The following is a 3,104-nucleotide window of genomic DNA, read 5'->3' on the forward strand; positions in this document are numbered from 1 at the left end:
GCCGCGGCCCCGCCCTCGAGCGCATCCTCGTAACCGGCTCCCGGCGAGACCGTCACGGGGTCCGCGGCGTGGTTGAGGATGAAGAAATGGTCCACGTCACCCTTCGTCCGGCGCGTGACCTCCACCGCTGCGGGCACGCCCGTGATGATCGGCTGCACCTTCTGCTCACCGGCGTACCGCGCGAGGAGGTAGCGGGCCGCGTCCAGGTTGAAGAACGAGCCGTAGTAGATCGCCTTCCCGCGGCCGACACGGTTCTCCGTGACGGCGGGCGCGCCCTTCTGATAGTCGCGGTCCCAGGTGGCAATCACGCGCGCGGTCGTGGGCTCGAGCTTCTCCGTCATGACGTGGACGGGCACGGCCGTGCGCGCGTCGAAGCGAAGCGCGTTCTTGTCGCCCGAGGGCGGCTGGTAGACGAAGTATTCGGTCCGGCGCGCGCCGAAGACGTCGTCGAGCCAGAGCGGCGGCGTCTTCTCGGTCATGCCGTTGTCGCGGTCCTTGGCCGCGACGTGGGCGGAGGCGATGAACACGCCGCCCTCCTCGACGAAGCGGCGGATCCTCCCCGCCAGGTCCGGGTCCATCAGCACGAGGTACGGCCCGAACAGCACCTTGTACCGGCCGAAGTCCGCCTGCGGCGAGATGAAGTCGATGTTGTGCTTGAGCTCGGAGGCGGCCTGGAACAGGTGGGTGAAGGCCGACCCGACGCTCACCTCGCGCGTGAGGTACTGGTAGTCGTAGACCCATTCGCCGTCGTAGTCCTTGATGGCCGCGACCTCGGAGACGAGCTTCGAACCGAGGATCTCGGGTCCGAGGCGCGCGAGCTGCCGCCCCTCCTTCTTGAACTCGTCGTACTTCCAGCGCCCGCGGTTGTCGTGGTCGATGACGCCGTCCCAGTACTCTTCCGCGCCGCGGCGGGCCGTGCGCCAGCGGAAATGGACCAGCCCTTCGGCGCCGTGCGCGATCGCCTGGAAGGCCCACAGGCTCTGCTGGCCGGGACGGGCGCCGGTGAGCAGGTAGTCCTGCCCGCCCGAGCCCGTCTGCATCTCCATGACCATGAAGCGGCCGTTGAAGTTGCGGGCCAGGGTGTGGCCGGCGCCGATCGGGTATTGCGGTACCTCGACGAAGCTCGGGTAGGTGTCCACCGAGAAGATGTCCAGCTCGCGCGTCAGGTCGTAGTAGTCGATGTTCTTGAAGAACTGGTTGTGGGTGATGAAGTCGCGCGGCCGGACGCGGCGCAGGATGTCGATCTGGTCCTTCTGGTAGGAAACGACCGAGTCCGACAGGAAGCGCTTGTAGTCGAGCATCAGCCCCGGGCTGTGCTGGGCGGGGGCCGGGAACGGCAGGTCGAGCTGCTCCCAGTCGGTGTACCACTGGCTCCAGACGCCCGTGCCCCAGCGGCGGTTCAGCGACGGAAGGTCGCCGTACCGGCCCTTCGCCCAGGTGCGGAAGGCGCGCCGGCAGCTCTCGCTGTAGCACTCGCTGAGGTGGCAGTTGAACTCGTTGTCGGTCTGCCAGCCGATCACGTGGAGGTTGTCCTTGAAGTGCCCGGCCATGGCCTCGACGATCTTCTTCGAGAGCTGCCGGTAGATCGGGCTGTTGTAGCAGTAGTGCCGGCGGGTCTGGTCGTCCACCGGCCGGCCGTTGCTGTAGACGGCCAGCGTCTCCGGATACGTGTTCGTCAGCCACTTCGGGGGCGCCGCGGTGGGCGTGCCCAGGATCGTCTTGATGCCGTGGCGCGCCATTACCGCGATCGCGCGGTCGAACAGGCCGAAGTCGTAGGTGCCCTCCTGGGGCTCCATCAGGTACCAGGCGAACTCGGCCATCCGCACCGTGGTCACCCCCGCGTCGCGCATGCGCCGCGCGTCGTCCTCCCAGTAGCTCTCGGGCCAGTGCTCCGGGTAGTAGTCGACGCCGAACAGGAACGCCGAGTACCGGTCCGGCGGTTCGGGGGGGCGGGCGGAGGCAACCGCGAGCGCGAGCGCCGAGACCGCGAAAAGGGTCCTGAGCATGGCGCGGGATGTTATCTTGACACCCCCCAGGGCGCGACTTACCCTCGCCTCCCACCAGGGGGGCGCGTGAAAGCAGTGGTCATTCGTACGCCCCACCGGGCGTTCTTCAGGGACGAGAGCAAGCCGAGGCCCGGCGAAGGCCAGGTGCTCGTCAAGGTGGCCGCGGCCGGCGTGTGCATGAGCGACGTGGAGGTCTGGAAGGGCACGCGCCCCCAGGCGTACGTCAAGTACCCGGTGATCCCTGGACACGAATGGTGCGGGACGGTGGAAGAGGCGGGCCCGGGCGTCAAGGGGCTCGGCCCCGGACAGCGCGTGGCCGTCGAGGGCCACAACTTCTGCCGCGCCTGCGCCTGGTGCAAGCGCGGCGAGACGAACCTCTGCGCCTCGTACAACGAGTACGGGTTCACGCTGCCCGGCGGCTTCGCCGAGTACGCCGTGGTGCGGTCGGATCTGGCCCATGCCTTCTCCGACACCCTGCCCTTCGAATCGGCCGCGCTCACAGAGCCGTTCGCGTGCGTCGTGCACGGATGCCGGCGCGCGAACGTGAAACCGGGCGACACCGTCGTCGTCGTCGGACCGGGCACCATCGGACTGCTGGCGGCCGGCTGGGCGAAGCGGGGGCAGCCGCGACACGTGATCGTGGTGGGCGTGGACCGCGTCAGCGAGGCCGTGGCGCGCCAGATGGGCGCCACCGAATACCTGACCGTGAGCGACGACCCGGTGAGCCGCGTGCGCGCCCTGACCGGGGGCGCGGGCGCCGACGTCGTGCTGGAGGCGGCGGGGAGCGAAAGCGCGCTTCCCCTCTCGCTCGAGATGGCGCGCCGGGGGGGCACGGTCGTCCTGATGGGCATCACGGGCGGAGGCCGGCGCTTGTTCATGGAGGCGGACGTGTTCGCGCTGAAGGACCTGCGCGTCGACGGCGTGTTCGCGTATACGACCGACGACTTCACGGAAGCCCTGCGGCTCATCGAGACGGGCCGCCTCGAGGTGAAGCCGCTCGTCACGCACCGTTTCGCCCTGCGGGATTTCGAGAAGGCGTTCGACCTGCTGTCCACGCGCAAGGAGCCGGTGGTCAAGGTGATGCTCAACCCGTGAGCG

The 3,104-nt window shown here is 68.8% G+C and carries 2 protein-coding genes; one reads left to right on the forward strand and one right to left on the reverse strand.

What is annotated here, in order from left to right:
- On the reverse strand, nt 1–2,006 hold a 2,006-nt coding region (locus tag VGV60_18665; GenBank protein ID HEV8703300.1), incomplete at its 3' end, for a beta-galactosidase.
- A gap of 66 nt (nt 2,007–2,072) precedes the next feature.
- Here VGV60_18665 and VGV60_18670 point away from each other — a divergent pair.
- Entirely contained in the window at nt 2,073–3,101 is a 1,029-nt protein-coding gene (locus tag VGV60_18670; protein HEV8703301.1) for an alcohol dehydrogenase catalytic domain-containing protein, read from the forward strand.
- The last annotated feature ends 3 nt before the right edge of the window (nt 3,102–3,104 follow it).

The sequence above is a fragment of the Candidatus Polarisedimenticolia bacterium genome (genome assembly GCA_036001465.1).
In the GTDB taxonomy this organism is placed as follows: domain Bacteria; phylum Acidobacteriota; class Polarisedimenticolia; order Gp22-AA2; family Gp22-AA2; genus Gp22-AA3.